Origin of the sequence: Aeribacillus composti, from assembly GCF_007827555.1 — a bacterium.
In the GTDB taxonomy this organism is placed as follows: domain Bacteria; phylum Bacillota; class Bacilli; order Bacillales; family Aeribacillaceae; genus Aeribacillus; species Aeribacillus composti.
The window spans coordinates 35,427-50,332 of record NZ_VISS01000034.1; the positions used below are offsets into that span (position 1 = coordinate 35,427).

The 14,906-nt window shown below is 37.7% G+C and carries 12 protein-coding genes and 1 pseudogene; all 13 read right to left on the minus strand.

Translation table 11 applies throughout. The features are described 5' to 3' along the window. Position 1: 1 nt before the first annotated feature. The 13 genes and pseudogenes from FB379_RS15530 to FB379_RS15590 all read right to left on the minus strand — a co-directional run bounded on the left by FB379_RS15530 (position 2) and on the right by FB379_RS15590 (position 13,230). A complete protein-coding gene (locus tag FB379_RS15530; protein ID WP_144598345.1) occupies positions 2 to 1,129 on the minus strand; it encodes an N-acetyldiaminopimelate deacetylase in 1,128 nt (375 codons plus the stop codon). Between the two features lie 49 nt (positions 1,130 to 1,178). Further along, entirely contained in the window at positions 1,179 to 1,889 is a 711-nt protein-coding gene (dapD, locus tag FB379_RS15535; protein ID WP_063386845.1) for a 2,3,4,5-tetrahydropyridine-2,6-dicarboxylate N-acetyltransferase, read from the minus strand. A 74-nt stretch (positions 1,890 to 1,963) separates the two neighbouring features. Continuing rightward, the gene (locus tag FB379_RS15540) at positions 1,964 to 2,836 is read right to left on the minus strand and encodes a LysR family transcriptional regulator (RefSeq protein WP_063386844.1); all 873 of its coding nucleotides are present in this window, start codon (positions 2,834 to 2,836) and stop codon (positions 1,964 to 1,966) included. 90 nt (positions 2,837 to 2,926) lie between these two features. Continuing rightward, positions 2,927 to 4,432 (minus strand): MDR family MFS transporter, encoded by a 1,506-nt coding sequence (locus FB379_RS15545; RefSeq protein WP_094245559.1) that lies wholly within the window; start codon positions 4,430 to 4,432, stop codon positions 2,927 to 2,929. A gap of 183 nt (positions 4,433 to 4,615) precedes the next feature. Further along, positions 4,616 to 5,071, minus strand: a complete 456-nt coding sequence (cbpB, locus tag FB379_RS15550; protein ID WP_063386842.1) for a cyclic-di-AMP-binding protein CbpB — start codon at positions 5,069 to 5,071, stop codon at positions 4,616 to 4,618. A gap of 218 nt (positions 5,072 to 5,289) precedes the next feature. After that, the gene (gene abbA, locus FB379_RS15555) at positions 5,290 to 5,481 is read right to left on the minus strand and encodes an antirepressor AbbA (protein ID WP_066247994.1); all 192 of its coding nucleotides are present in this window, start codon (positions 5,479 to 5,481) and stop codon (positions 5,290 to 5,292) included. Positions 5,482 to 6,532: 1,051 nt separating this feature from the next. Further along, the gene (locus tag FB379_RS15560; RefSeq protein WP_422386934.1) at positions 6,533 to 7,549 is read right to left on the minus strand and encodes a FecCD family ABC transporter permease; all 1,017 of its coding nucleotides are present in this window, start codon (positions 7,547 to 7,549) and stop codon (positions 6,533 to 6,535) included. Beyond that, positions 7,546 to 8,550, minus strand: a complete 1,005-nt coding sequence (locus tag FB379_RS15565) for a FecCD family ABC transporter permease (RefSeq protein WP_144598346.1) — start codon at positions 8,548 to 8,550, stop codon at positions 7,546 to 7,548. Before FB379_RS15565 ends, FB379_RS15560 begins: the two co-directional genes overlap by 4 nt. 83 nt (positions 8,551 to 8,633) lie before the next feature. After that, positions 8,634 to 9,551 carry an iron-hydroxamate ABC transporter substrate-binding protein gene (locus FB379_RS15570; RefSeq protein ID WP_144598347.1) on the minus strand — a complete coding sequence of 306 codons (918 nt, stop codon included), beginning with the start codon at positions 9,549 to 9,551 and terminating at the stop codon, positions 8,634 to 8,636. Next, a complete protein-coding gene (locus tag FB379_RS15575) occupies positions 9,502 to 10,347 on the minus strand; it encodes an ABC transporter ATP-binding protein (protein WP_144598348.1) in 846 nt (281 codons plus the stop codon). The genes FB379_RS15570 and FB379_RS15575 overlap by 50 nt, the downstream gene beginning before the upstream one ends. 515 nt (positions 10,348 to 10,862) lie before the next feature. Then, a pseudogene (locus FB379_RS15580) lies at positions 10,863 to 11,907 on the minus strand (IS30 family transposase). A gap of 83 nt (positions 11,908 to 11,990) precedes the next feature. Beyond that, positions 11,991 to 12,572: a stage II sporulation protein M gene (locus FB379_RS15585; RefSeq protein ID WP_144598349.1), complete on the minus strand. Its 582-nt coding sequence runs from the start codon at positions 12,570 to 12,572 to the stop codon at positions 11,991 to 11,993. Then, entirely contained in the window at positions 12,565 to 13,230 is a 666-nt protein-coding gene (locus FB379_RS15590; RefSeq protein WP_144598350.1) for an ATP-binding cassette domain-containing protein, read from the minus strand. Before FB379_RS15590 ends, FB379_RS15585 begins: the two co-directional genes overlap by 8 nt. Positions 13,231 to 14,906: the final 1,676 nt, after the last annotated feature.

Below are 14,906 nucleotides of genomic sequence, written 5' to 3' on the forward strand. Positions count from 1 at the left end.
TCTATTTATTACCTTTCCATTCAAAATATTGACAAATAAGATCGACCGCTTTAAAGATTGCTTGTTCATTTGGTGAAAGCTTCGCATGATGAAGGCCGTAAGGAGAATCAACTCCAAGCCAAAACATAAATCCCGGAATTTTCGCCAGCATATAGCCGAAATCTTCCCCAGTCATCGCTTCTTTGCATACGTGGAGTTGAATTTCTGTTTCATTCTGGACAAACTCCATAAATTCTTTTGATAACGCTTCATCATTCCACACTTGATAATACATCGAACCCCAGTCAATTTCTGCTTTGCATTGGTAGCCGATTTCTATACCTTTGACCATGTCTTCAATCCGCTTTTTCACTTTTTCCATCGATTCGACAGAAAATGTGCGAATCGTTCCTTCCAATCTGGCGTGATCCGCAATTATATTTTGTATCGTGCCGCTTGCAATTTTTCCAATGGTAATTACAGCACTATCCAAAGGATCTATATTGCGGCTAACGATGGATTGCAGCTGGGTGACAAGGGCGCAAGCAGCGACGACCATATCATGTGTCGTGTGCGGAAAAGCGGCATGGCCTCCCTTCCCGGTTAAATCGATAAACAACTCGGACGTATTGGCAAAAAGTAGTCCAGGCTTCATTCCGATAGTTCCAACCGGAAGCTCCGGAGCAATATGAAGCGCAGTGATCATATCCGGCATCCATTGTTGCATAATCTCGCTGTTTAGCATCGGCTCTGCACCGCCAGGCCCTTCTTCTGCCGGCTGAAAGATGAATAGCAGATCATCTTGAATCGGATGATAGGCGAAATGAGTTAAAACCCCCAAAGCGATCGTCATATGAAAGTCGTGACCGCAAGCATGCATCAAGCCTGGATGTTCTGATTGAAATGAAAGCCCCGTTTTTTCTTCAATCGGCAATCCGTCAATATCTGTCCGGTAGGCTATCATTTTTCGAGGATTTGTTCCATGGACCTTCACGAAAATACCTGTTCTCCATGTTTTCACTTCAAGCCTTTCGTTCGGCAGCGAATGAATATAATCTAATAAATATTTTTGTGTTTTATGTTCTTGAAATCCGAGTTCAGGTATTTTATGCAAATCACGGCGAATGGCAATAAGCGCATCCTTATTCATATGAGTCCCCTCCTAAAGGATAAGCGTGGACGCTGTCCACGCTTCGAATTTAGAGCTGCCGCAATTCTTGCTTAATTTCAATTTTCGCTTTCGTTTTTTCGTCAATATCTTTAATTTTTTTCGCAGGAACACCTGCAACAACTGTGTACGGTTCAACATCTTCCACTACAACAGCACCAGCTGCAACAACCGCGCCTTTTCCTACTCTTACACCTTCTAAAATGACGGCGTTTGCTCCGATCAAAACATCATCTTCGATTACGACAGGTTTTGCAGAAGGCGGCTCAATTACACCAGCTAAAACCGCTCCGGCACCAATATGACAGTTTTTACCAACCGTTGCACGGCCGCCCAATGTTGCATTCATGTCAATCATCGTTCCTTCACCAATGACGGCGCCGATATTGATCACTGCCCCCATCATGATGACCGCATTATCGCCGATTTCCACTTGATCACGGATGATTGCACCTGGTTCAATTCTCGCTTTTACGCCTTTTAAATCAAGAAGCGGGATCGCTGAGTTCCGGCGGTCATTTTCAACAACATAGTCTTCAATTTTATCTTTGTTTTCTGCTAGTGCTTGTTCAATTTCAGACCATTCTCCAAAGATGATGCCTGTGTTTCCAGTAATAAATGTTTTGGACTGTTCTCCAAAGTTGATTCCTTCTAATTGACCTTTTACATAAACTTTTACAGGAGTCGTTTTTTTACTGTTTTGTATAAATGAAATAATTTCGTTTGCATCCATCATTTTCATCGTAATACTCCTCTCTGTTTTTCTGTACCCCCATTACTGTATCAAAGAAAAGAATCAATTGACAAGCAAATTTATCATTCATTAATAAATTGATGGACGATTTCCATAAACGCCTGCACTTGTTTAAGCTTTAACGATGATTCATGCCCGATCAACCAAGTATCCCTTTTAATCGGCTTTCCTTCATGATCAATGAGCGGCAGTCGAAAGATCGAACCATCCTTTTCATCAATGCTGACAGAAGGCAAAATCGCAAAGCCGATACCATGATACGCCATTTGCTTGCACGTCTCGATCTGATCAACGACAATTGTCCTTTTTGGCGGGTTTTTAAATTGCCTGTGCCACCATTCTTGTATTTCTTGATAGTATGTAGAATCACTTTTAAATTGTATAAAAGGCCGCTCTGTGTGTACTAAATCATCGATGCTTTGAATTTCTGTGTCAACTAAATACAAAGTATCTTCCAGCAAATGCTGTTTAAAACCTTTCCAATCAGGGTTTCCGCGTATGATTCCGATATGAATATCATCTTCATATAAACATTTTAATATTTCGCTTGACCACCCGGTTATAAGTGAAATTTCCGCCTGAGGGTATTTTTGTACATATTTTTTCAAAACTTTTGGAAGCCAGTGCTGGCCGATTATAGATGCCACTGCAAGCTTTAACGTCCCGTACACTTCTCCTTCCAAAACAGAGATTTCCTCTCTTACCTTCTCTTCCTTTTCAATCATTTCTTTTGCAAACTGGACAACTTTTTCTCCTGCCGGTGTAAGAGTCAATCCCTTTTGTGAGCGCAAAAAAATTTTAAATCCCCATGCTTTTTCGATCGACTGAAGACGCTGCGACAAAGCAGGCTGGGAAACAAAAAGTCGGTCAGCCGCTTTTCTCATATTTTTTTCTTCAGACAAAGTCACAAGGATTTGCAATTCCGAAATTTGCATCGCTAAACCCTTTCCTTAGTGGATTCAATAGTTCAAAAACATTATAAAATATTTTTGCTTTTCCGTCATAACAAGTTTAGCAAAAAACATTCATTTTAATTCTCTCTTAGGAAGAAAGAAAATAAAAAGAACGCTCAAAATTGCTAATAAAAAGACGACGAAATAAACATGGTGAAGAGCAATGCTCAAACCAGACTCAAGAACCTCTTTTATAGGACCGGAAAGATCTGATTCTGGATTCAAAAGGTTGTTGGCCGAATCAATGTTTAAGTTTTTTCCAGCACTATGCTCCTCCAAATATGTTTGCAGCTTGCTGTTTAAAATCCCGCCGAGCAAAGCGGCGCCGACGGTGTTGCCGAGATTTCGCATAAACATATTGGTGGCGGTGGCAATTCCGCGTTCTTTCCAATCAACTGCCGATTGAATGGATACGATGAACGAGGTCGATGTCAGCCCCATTCCGACGCCGAGTAAAAAAGAGCCGATCATAGCGTGAACAGGTCCGTCATCTGCTGAAAGCATAACAAAGACAAGACTGCCGGCCAATAAAAAAATGCCTCCTAAAATTGATGTGGCACGAAAGCCGGCTTTTAAATAAATCCTCCCCGCTACTGTTGAGGCAATCGGCCATCCGATTGACATCGTTGTCAGCGTGAATCCAGCCACCATTGCCGATTTTCCCATAACACCTTGCACAAATGTCGGCAAAAAGGTGGAAATGCCCATAAGCATCATCCCGGTCGTCAAGGACGTTACATTCGCAAGCAAAATGGAGCGATTTTTCCAAAGCGAAAGCGGCATCATCGGATCATCGGCCCGATTTTCCTGAAAAATAAACAATATAAAGAAGCAGCATGCAACAGCTAATAACGCCGCAACCTCCCAGGAAGTCCAAGACCAGCGGACTCCTCCTTCGACAAGGACGATCATCAACAAGCTGATCGCAATAAGCATGAACATGGCGCCTGCATAATCAATGCTCGACTTTTTCTTATCAATGCGTTCATTCAAAAACAGACCGATTCCTGCCATTGATAAAATGCCTAAAGGAACATTCACCCAAAATACAAACTTCCAGCTTATGTACTCAACGAACAAGCCACCTAAAACGGGACCGATTATTGCAGAAATTCCCCATACACTGGACAAATATCCTTGTATTTTGGCTCTTTCTTCTACTGTATAAATATCGCCGACAATTGTTGTGGCGACTGGCATCACAGCTCCGGCTCCAATCCCTTGTATAAATCGGTATATAATTAAAGTTTCCATCGAATCGGCGAGACCGCAAAGCACAGAGCCAATTAAAAAAATAATGATGCCAAAAGCAAAAATCGGTTTTCTTCCAAACAAATCCGCCAATTTACCATATATTAAAATCGTTACGGAATTCATTAATAAATAGGAAGAAAAAATCCAGCTATATTTTGAAAAACCGCCAATTTCTGCGACAATGGCAGGCATTGCTGTGGAAACGATCGTTGCCTCAACTGCAGCCATAAACATCGCCAGCATGACGGCAGCTAAAACGAACGGACGCTTTGTTTCTTTATGGTCTAGTTTTCCCCTATCTTTTTCAATAAGCGCCTCTTTCATCACGATCACCTCATTTGAAAATCACTTTCAATCGTTTGTAAGCATGAATTCATTTTGCCATAGCATTCGCATTCGTTCAATTGCTTTCCCAAAAAAACAATATCTATATTTTCATTATTTGAAGGTTGGATGGATTCGAAACTATTGAGCCAATATGAAATAAAAACGCCGGCAAGGGCGTTTTTATTTGGGAAACCTGGAATTTAATATCATTAGTTGTTTATGGAGCTTTTTTAAGATGACCCTTCTTGTAAAAATCCCCTCTAAAACACCGTCCTCATTCGTTATACATACAAACGTATGATTAATAACGAGCTTCAGCGCCTTCATCCAATCATCCGATACATTCAATCTGGAAACATCTTTGTTCATTACTTCTTCTACTTTCATATTTTGCAAACGCTCAAATTCGATTCGTTCCAATCCTAAAATTGAATCCATGATCAAATTCGTCGTAATCAGCCCGTGCAAGCGATATTGAGCATCCAAAACCGGAACAGCTGTATAGCCTGTTTTCGTCAACACTAATAATGCATGCTCTAAGTTATTTCCCATTTGGACATGAGCCACTTTATCTGCAGGTATCATCAAATCTTTAATCGAAATATTTGTAAATTCTTCAGAAAAAACTTTTGTCATTCGTTTCTTCCTCTCACTTTGACATTTCATTTTAATCATAACATATGATCTGGAAAATGTGTTCCATTTACCAAAAAGAAACTTCCTATTTTATGATATCATTATGTAAGCGTTTTATCACGTGATAAACTTACATTTCTGCGAAAAGCGATGCTCTTGCAAAGAGCATCGTTGAGATGCCTCTCATACTCAAAAACTGGTCCTCACAAGGATACAGGTTACGTATGCGAACGGATTTTGTCATAAAGCTCCACTAATTTTTTGTATGTACATAAATCAAACTCTTTTTTTCCGCATTCAATATCATTGATTTCGCTCACAACCAATTCAATCGCAAAATGGTTGCGAAACAAAATTGCGACAAGCAATTGCTTTTCTTCTAGAGACAATACCGGTTGAACAGCTCGCATCGTTATTCATCCTCCAGTGCCTTCATTTTAAAAAACATCCTAACCATAACATATAATGAGCAGCTTTAAAATTATGTCGAAATTTGCTTACATCATGAAAAATAATATTCCTTTTTTCGCAGCTTTCAATTACAAGAAGCTGGAAATCGAATCAGAAGCCCGAAGCTGGAGCATGTGCAGATTGTTTTTTGTTTAATTAACCAAGTCGATTAAATGACATCACCGTTCGAACCGCTGCATTCAGTTCCTCTGGCTCCGGCAATTGTGTTTATTTACACTGATTCTAAATGATAGATACGTTTCTTCGCCAATAAAGTGTTGGAACTGATGCGAGGACTTCTCCCCTTTGAAACCGTATGCTCTCTCTGTTATATGAAAAGATTTGATTGAAATGAAATGGGAAACATGGACCCATTGCTCAATAAATCGCATGAACTTAAGAGCATCTTTGAGGCGGAAGCGAACAATGAAGCCAGCCAAACTTTCTCAAAAATAGTTGAGCTAGAGCAAAAGATCATGTAGAGCTGTATTTCCGTTCATTCTGTACGTCAGACAGCTCGAATTAGGACAAAGAGTTGAAAGATGCTAATCAATGCGTCATTAGGTGGGAAAAATGTTCAATTTTAAATCATCACGGTTGAAGCTCTTGTAGACAAAAATACTCTTTATGAAAGGCTGCACATAAAACGAAGAAGAAAAAGAAGCTGTCATTACCTTCAGTAAAATGTGCGATCAACTGCCAAACTTCTTGAATTCTGCTAAAAAATGAGCATTTAAAGAGAGTCTATGAGGCAAACTTTTTCACACTGACAAAGGCAGGAACGGCGGAGGGAGATCTCAGCCCTCCTGCCGCCCAATTTTTATTAAATAAGGCATCAATTTGTCTTACTTCCAGCCAGATGTATTACGAGTATCATGTAAGCAAATAGATGCCGTCTAGCTAAAAAAGGATGAACAGCCAGCCGACACATAGGAGTAATGGAAGATTTCTAAATTACTATCAGCTATTTTATTCCTTTCCTCATTCTTTTCTAAACGAAATGTGCCTCGATTATGATGATTTTTTCAATAAAATATAGATAAAGTAGGGCGCCCCGATTAAAGCTGTCATAATGCCCGCTGGGATGCCGTCCGGAAGTGCGATGTTTCGCCCGATTGTATCGGCTAGTAGTAGAAGCCACCCTCCCAACAAAATCGCAATCGGAAGATAAAGTTGATTGCGGGGACCAATCAGTGACCGTGCTAAATGGGGTGCCAAAAGACCGATAAACGCTACACCTCCCGTTACAGAAACCGCAGCTGCGGCAAGCCCGACAGCAGCCAATAGAAGCGTAATTCGCTCCCTCTCAATCTTCAAGCCAACCCCGACAGCAGTAGGATCGTTTAAACTTAATAAATTTAATTGTTGAGCTCTGGAAGCAATAAACGAAATCAAAATGACAATCCAAGGTAAAATTGCCAAAATAAACGGCCAATCTGCCCCCCAAACGTTCCCTGCCAGCCATTTGGCGATAAAATCAACTTTTTGCCGTTCTGCAGAAGAAATAATGACGATCATGGTTCCTGATAAAGCCATGGCGAAGCCGACACCGATAAGGACTAATCGAACGGGGTTTAAACCGGCATTTCGATCATAAGAAAAAACGTAAATAGCCCCTGCCGTTAAAAGAGCGCCGATAAAAGCTGCGACTGGCAGTAAATACACAAATGAGCCGACATCAATTGGAAAAAATAAAAAGAACACTGCAATAGCTACTCCTGCTCCGGCATTAATCCCAATGATCCCCGGCTCAGCCAAATCGTTTCTAGAAATATCTTGAAAGATCGCCCCGGAAACCGCCAAAGCCATTCCTGCCAATAAGGTCACAATGATCCGCGGCAAGCGGACGGAAAATAAAACGAACTCCTCTTTAAACGTCCCGTGGCCGAGAATAGTTGGAAGCAAGCGATTCATCGAGACGGAGGAGGTGCCTAATCCCATTCCGATGATGGCCGTTGCAGCAATTAAAAGAATCAGAACAAGTATGATCAGCCGCTGCTTTTTTACAATTGCCGGATGTATGATCATGTGATAGCTTTCCCCCTTTTTTGCACAATGAACAGGAAGAAAGGCAAACCTAAAAAGGAAACAATGGCCGCCACTGGTGTTTCGTAAGGAGCATTAATCGTTCTGGCAAGCGTATCAGCGATTAATAAAAAGCAGGCGCCGAATATCGCAGACATTGGGAGAATATAACGATAATCGGCCCCTACGACCGAACGGACGATATGCGGAACCATTAAACCGATAAATGCCATATTCCCAACAAGGGCGACAGATGCACCAGTAAGCAATATAATGATGATAAACAGCACCATTTTTATTTGTGCCGTTTTTTGACCTAACCCGACTGCCACTTCTTCATTTAAACTTACAATGGTCAGCTGCCTTGAGAAAAAAAGAGAAATGGTGATCCCAACGAGAGCAATCGGTATGAGGATCTTGAGCTGTTTCCATGTTGCACCGACAAGTCCTCCAGCTGTCCACATCGAAACATTTTTGTAAATATTAAAATATAAGCTGATTCCTTCCGCGACGGCAAAAAGAAAAGCAGACACAGCAGCCCCAGCTAAAACGATTTGAAAAGGAGAAATCCTTCCTTTTTTTACCGCACCGATTCCAAAAACTAAAAAGGCGCCAGCTGCTGCTCCAATAAAGCACGCAATGGTCATACTAAAGTAATTTGCGTTCGGAAAAAGGGCAATTGTCAAAGCGAGTGCAGCATTTGCTCCGGCTGTCAGCCCTAATAATCCTGGATCTGCTAATGGATTGCGAGTCAATCCTTGCATGATTGCTCCAGCTACTGATAAAGAAGCGCCGACAAAAATAGCGCCGACTTCGCGCGGAAGACGAATTTCCCGAATCATATCAATCGTCTTACCAGCCTCATTTGTCGTTAGCGCCAGCCAAACATCTTTTACACTTGTGTCTGCCGCTCCAAACACCATCGCTAAAAAAAACGAACCAATCAGCAAAATGACTGCGAATATGAATTTAAAGAAAAATGAAGCGGAATCGTTTTTTAGCATACATCTCATCTCTTCTATTTTTCTATTTTATAGATGGAAAGAAGAGAAATTCATGCCTGCTGAATTTCGCTTCTTCTTATTACTTATTTTTTTCCAAGAAATTTTTCTCGAAAGAATTCAAGCTGATATTCCAATGTCAGTCGATCATTGAAATAAAATTCATTAGCATTTACTTCAAACACGCGATTGTTTTTGACAGCCGGTATGTTTTTATAAGTATCTGTTTCTTGGAAAGAGTTATCAGCATCCGAATACTTACTGACGATTAAATAATCCCCTGCAAATTCTGGAAGCACTTCAGTCGATAAAGCATAATAACCTTGTTTTAAAGCTTTCTCTTCCACTTTTTTAGGCATTTTTAGCTTCATGGCTTGGTATAAAATTTCTGTTCCTCTTCCCCAGTTGTTCCCAAACACATATAATTGCTTATCAAAACTTTCAATGACTGAAACAGTTGCATCTTCTCCAATTTTCGCGCGAATTTCTTCTCCTGTTTCTTCAGCTCTTTTTTTGAAATCCTCGACCCACTCTCTTGCTTCTTTTTCCTTATTTAAAAGCTTGCCAATTTCTATATGCTGTGTTAAATAATCGACTTTTCCATAAGTAAACGTAACAGTAGGCGCTATCTTTTTCAGTTTATCTACATTTTTAATCGTCGATAATCCGATGATTAAATCCGGATTTAGTTCAATGATTTTTTCTAAATCTTCATCAGATACTTCTGCAACATCTTTCAATTTGTCTTTCCAGCGCGGATTCATTTTTGACCATGAATCAACACCAACGAGATTTACTCCTAAAGACATCACATCTCCGGCAAATGACGAGAGAACAACGACTCTTTTAGGATTAGCCGGGACTTCAACAGGACCGTTTTCCGATTGATATGTAATCGTTTCAGGTTTTTCTTCTTTCTTTTCAGCGCTGTCTTCCTTTTTATTACCACAAGCGCTAACTATGAGAACCAACAAGAACAGAATTGGAATAAGACGTTTTTTCATGTTTTTCTTCTCCTTTTATTAGATTGTACGTGATGCATATTGGTTTATCTGTTCGAGGATCCCGTCCTATTACAGCATCAATTTGAAATACTTCTTTCAGCACGTTGCAGTCGATTACTTCGTCACTCGTCCCGGCTTTGATAATTTGTCCGTCTTTCAACGCTATAATATAATCGGCAAAACGAGCTGCTTGATTGATATCATGAAGCACCATGACGATTGTCCGCCCCTGCTCTTTGTTTAACTGCTGTAGAAGCTCTAGTACTTCAAGCTGATGCGCCATATCTAAATAAGTGGTCGGTTCATCCAAAAAGATGATGTCCGTTTCTTGAGCGAGCGCCATCGCTATCCAGACACGCTGTCTTTGACCGCCTGACAGCGCATTGACTGGCTGGTGTTTAAAATCGGCCGTTTTCGTAACTTCTAAAGCCCAGTTTATGACCTCAAGATCTTTTTTTGTTAATCTGCCGAAGCCTTTTTGATATGGGTAGCGGCCGTAAGATACAAGCTCTCCAACGGTAAGGCCGGCTGGACTTTCTGGTGATTGAGGAAGTATGGCCATTTTTTTCGCCAGTTCTTTCGTATCCTGCTTTAAAATACTCTCGCCATCAAGAATAATTCGACCGGATTGGTGCGGGATAATCCGAGTTATCGCTTTCAACAAAGTGGATTTTCCACAGCCGTTGGAACCGATTATCGTTGTAATTTTTTTATCAGGAATTTCAATTTTCATATCTTTCACAATCAGTCGATTGCCATAGGAAATTTGTAAATGATCTGTGTATAGGCGGATCATGGAAAACCTCCAATTTATTCCAAATTGATAATGATTATCATTTTCTTATACAAATATAATATAATACCACCCATTCTCCTTGTCAATTATCATTTTTTTTAGAGAAAGAAGAAACCCGGCCTCCAAAGCCGGGTTTCTCGTCCGAATGTGTAACAAAGGGGGAGCGGGGGTTTAGCCGCGATGTTTCACTTCAAGACGTCTGTGAACTACTTCGTCTTACATTTATAATGATAATGATTATCAATATCGATGTCAACACTTTTTATAAAAAAATTTTTCAAAACAAAATTTCCGTAAATTGCAATATTAAATGCAACACTTAATAAAAAGCCAGAAAACCTATGATTAAATAAAATGGGGAACTTCGGGCAACATCACTTGGAGTGGCGGGCATGATAGCCTTGTTAGGCGATGCCGATGTTGTGACATCTGGCTTCTCGGCTAAGGAATCATGCCCGCAGAGGCTCCATGTCAAGTTGCTAACCACTTTCCTATCGGATCCCCCTGTTTAAATATCAAGAGGCCAACAGAGCCAACTCCTCCTCCAAGCATTCTTGAGGTGTTTTATATCCTAGAATCCACCGTGGAAGTTGATTACACCATGTTTCTGCATAGGAAATGGTTTGATCGGAGACAGCGGAAATGGCTTTCCCTTTTGGAATGAAACGGCGTATTAGTCCATTGTAGCGCTCATTCGCACCCCTTTCACAGGAGGTATGGGGTGGGTGAAATAGATTTTTAGTCTCATCTTTTTCAACGATTTTACTAAGGTCGGCGAATTCAGAGCCATTGTCATCCGTAATGGTTTTGAATATCTTTGTGAACTGCTCACCATACTTCTTCTTCAAATCGTAAACGGCCCCACGGATGGATGGAGCGTCTTTGGCATTGACTCTTATGATGATCTCATGGCGTGTTTTGCGCTCCGTAAGAGTCAATAGGGCTTGATCATTTGAATTTTGGCCAATGACTGTATCGATCTCCCAGTGACCGAATTCCTGGCGATCAGCCACTTCAGCCGGGGACGTTCTTCAATACTCTTGCCTAGAACCTTTTGGTTTTGACGGGAACGCTGCTTCTTGGTGTTTAGCCGGACTTTCATGGGCAAGTCAATATTTTTAACGCCCAGAAGGTTCATATCAATATAGTTGTCAAGGGTTTTGGTGCAAACGCTGTTTCCTTCAAATAGTCCATGGCGTTTAGCATAACCAGAGACGCCATCGGGTGACCATCCTTCTTGAAGGATCTTTGCCTCGACAAACTGGATGAATTCCATAGCGTTATCTAATTTATACTTGGCACCAAAGGATTTCCTATTTTTCTCGTAGATTACTGGCCTGTATCTGGAAAATAAGCTTCAAACTTTTTACCATCTGTTTTCATTTGGGCAACCGTGCCTCGCTTCAATTCCCGGGAGATCGTGCTTTTATGGCAGCCTACTGCATCAGCAATGGCTTGCATGGACTTTCCCTCTGCACGCAGCGCAGCGATCTTTCCGTGGTCAAAGGATGTCAGATGTTTAAAACGACGTTTAACTGTGATAGAATGGAATTGAGCCATTGATAAACCCTCCGTTATGATTGTGTTTTCGTTCAACTCAAAACATCTTTCTTTTGCTAGTGAAATATTCTTAAAAATCCTTCCTATCTCCATATTTTTTTATAAACTAAAAAATCTGTAATATCTGGAGTAATGTAAAACTCTATTAGAGCTGAAACTCCAAGTAAAATAAAAATTAAAATAAGCCCAACAAGTACTCCTTTTATTTCCTGCATATTAATAAACTTTTTCTTTTTTTGACGAAACATTAAAATTGCGTTTCTTAGAAATAGAAAACCTAATCCACCCGAAATTATAATTGCTAAATACTCAGTAATTCCGTGTGGCAATACTAAGAGTAAAGTCTTCCAAAAATCACCTAAATAATTCATAGAAACTTTTATAGCTCCGCCCAAAACAACTCCATTAATGAATAATACATAAATACTTGATAGCCCAAAACTTATCATTCCAATAACATTTAAATAGCTAATCATTAAATTATTAAAAAAATAATCATAGAACTCTTTTGGTCTATCATTACTTATACGTTCAATTTCTGTAACTGAATAATCAGTAAATATATAACCTACAATTAATCCAAAATTAAAAATAAAAGCCGACACTAAAAACAGCCATTTAAATATCCAAATGTTAGTTAGATAGTTTCGGATTCTTTTATTCATTTTTAAATAACTCCATTAAGTTTTTATCTGTTACTTCTCTTAAAGTTTTATCTGTTAGAAAATATATTTTATCGCTTATTTGTTCTACAAAGTCTAAGGTATGAGAAGAAAATAGAACACTACCATATTTCTCGGAATAGTATTTTAAAGCATCCATTAATTTAATACAGCTAGTAGGATCTAGTCCATTAAATGGTTCGTCAAGAATAATTAATTTAGGTTTTAATAATAAAGCTACTATTATGGCAATTTTCATTTTCATCCCTTTAGAGTAGTCTCTAATTAACATATCCGCATTATCTTTTAAATCAAAGTAATTAAGCATTGATTGAATTTCTTCATTTGAGATTTCTTTAGAATAAAGAGATGAAACAAATTCGATATACTCTATTCCTTTTAAATATTCATGAACTAACATAGTATCTGGTATAAAAAATAATTCGTTAAAATATTTTACATCATTTGGAGTTCTATCATTAAAAGTAACTTCACCTTCAGAAAAATTTATTAGTCCACATATAATATTAAATAATGTAGTTTTCCCTGCACCATTCTTACCTACTAAACCTACAATTTGATATCTATCTACAGTTAGATTAATATCATGTAAAATCAGATTTCCATCAATTGAAAAGCTAATATCTCTAACTTTTAACAACTTGCTCACTCTCTCTTTCGTCAACTCTAAAAACATTTAATCGAATGTAAGGTAATTTAAGTTTGATTAATTTATAAACTAATAGGGAATAGATTAGGTTAATTAATATTGTAATAGTGAAGAAAAAGTATATATTCTTTATCAATAGATATAATACTACTTCCAGCCCTAGACTTATGAATGTTAATATATTTGCTGAAATTTTAGCCTTTGTAGACGGTAGTAATGTAACTTGTTGTCTTTTAAATTTTGGATAAGTAACACTACTCAAGTAGTAAATTAAGTTAAATAGTATAACTTGCCCGATAATGATGATTAGTATAAAAATAAAATAGATGAAATCAATAGGGACTATTAATAAAAAGAACGGTATTATGAAAATTATTAAAATTATATTAAATATGCTCGTTAAAAAAATTTGACTAAATATTACCTCTGAATATTTTATTCCCGACAATTTGAATAAGAAGAATCTTTCACCATAAAAATCAACACATACTAAAAAACAATATGTGTCAATTACCATCTTTACGATATAACCTGTTAAAATCAAATAAAAAATCAATGAGTATTCATATATTGTTTCGGGTATTTGAAACATTAATATAATTGTGATAATCGTGATGCTAACAATAGTACTAATAAGAGGTATATAAGTTATAGCGATCTCCTGTTTTTTTTGCCTCATCATATATAGCCAGATTATTTTCATAATGTTAATCTTTTTGTTTTTGTTTGTAAAATGATTAGTTTTATAAGTAAATTTCTTTTTTTTCTTTACATTATCTAAAAAAATATCTCTTTTAATGTACTCACTGCTATATATAATTATAAGAGTTATAAATAAAATAATAAGTGAGATTACATATAAGAATACTTGGTTCTCAAAAATTAAAGTAACTTTCTGAATTGGGACCAATAATAGATATTTCTGGACTGTAGATGATATTGATATATTATTTAGTGCATTACTTTCAACGAAAATAAAGTGTAAGAATAGTAATACAGTAAAAAGATTTTTAATGAGTGATAAACAAAATATTATAAAATTTACAAATGTCTGTTTTATAAAGGAATAGTAAAAAAATATCAGTTTCAAGAGAAGAATTCCTATAATTAGATTAACAGAAAGAATAATACTAATTAGTGATCGAATTCCTATAGAATATAAATACATTCCAATTCCAATTGTAACTGTTATAGCTATGAACAATTCAATGAGTATAATTCTTTCAAAGTACTTTAACAACAATATTAGCTTTGGAGATAATGGTTTAGTTAGTAAAAAATTTAAATCATTATTTACTTTTTGTTTTTTATTAGAACTAACCAATGCTGTATTTATTCCAGATGACAAAAAAGTAAATACTAATACAAGTACTAAGTAGGTTTTTGATGTATCACTTAATATATTTGTGTTCAATTGATAGAAAAGAAAAATGCTACCAATAAACAACAAAATGAATATCCCTATTAATACTGCTTTAAGAGTTTTAAAGGGAATAATTAATCTATTAAATTTGTAATATACATAGGATTTCTGTCTGAATAGTAAATAATTGTAGAACGTTTTCATACCTTTATTGTAATGCACCCCTTTGTCAAGACACAAATTGATAATATTTAAGTTATCCATTCTCTCCTTTCGCTATGAATGTGGTGCGTGTGCGATAAAG